General features: G+C 42.1%; 2 protein-coding genes. Both read left to right on the plus strand.

Annotation, left to right across the window (positions count from 1 at the left end; all coding sequences use genetic code 11):
* Positions 1-70: 70 nt before the first annotated feature.
* Entirely contained in the window at positions 71-475 is a 405-nt protein-coding gene (locus ACFINO_RS10145) for a hypothetical protein (RefSeq protein WP_375655698.1), read from the plus strand.
* A 38-nt stretch (positions 476-513) separates the two neighbouring features.
* On the plus strand, positions 514-681 hold the full coding sequence (locus ACFINO_RS10150; RefSeq protein ID WP_223396391.1) for a hypothetical protein: 168 nt from the start codon (positions 514-516) through the stop codon (positions 679-681).
* Positions 682-837 lie beyond the last annotated feature (156 nt).

An 837-nucleotide genomic window follows, 5' to 3' on the forward strand; every position in this document is an offset into this window, starting at 1 on the left:
ATAGAAGAAACAACAATATTTTTTATCAAAGCAGGAATGCTACGACTGGTAAAATGATAAGGATCAAAAGATGCCTCTAATAAGACTTGGTATGGGAACAGAAAACAGTATTGAGCTTCTTTACACGCTCATTCAAATGGCAAAACCGCGCACAGTCCTTGAAATCGGTGCGGGGGATAGCACATGCTTGATTGCTACAGCACTGCAAAAAGCAAAACAAGCATGGCAACAGGATAAAAAACTTTTAAGATCTACCACTTTTGAAGAACGTACAGCTTTTCTTGACCCTTCAGGAGTCCTTGAGAATTATCAACCACGATTGATCACCATCGATGATTTTTCAGCAGAAGGTCAATCCGCCGAACAAGCATGGCAAAAACCACTCCAAGACAACAGCATTGAAAAAGACATGGTAACATTTATCCATATTTCTTCTCTCTTGATGATGAAACGCTCAAATCTTGGGGACCAATAGATTTTGCTTGGATTGATGCTGGAACGCCCGCAAATGATGTGCAATTTGTTACCACACTTTGGGAACATATTACCGCTCATGGTTATCTCTGTCTTCATGAACCAACAATGACAATAACCGTTGCTCTTGATGGAGCTCAACGGGTTCGCCGTGTCAGAACCCCTTTTTGGGAAGAAACTCTCTACCGACTTGATGGGCTCCTATGAGGCTTTAACCCTCACCGAAAACCACAAATATCGCCAAAGTGGTCTTGGTATCATTCGCAAACACACCCCTGCCGAACAAATTGTACGCGCACAATCACTACAAGCAGAACTCATAGAAATCAATGAACTGCCCATTCGCAATGATCTTTTACCCAT

Source organism: Bartonella sp. AA83SXKL (assembly GCF_042196965.1).
Classification (GTDB): Bacteria; Pseudomonadota; Alphaproteobacteria; order Rhizobiales; family Rhizobiaceae; genus Bartonella.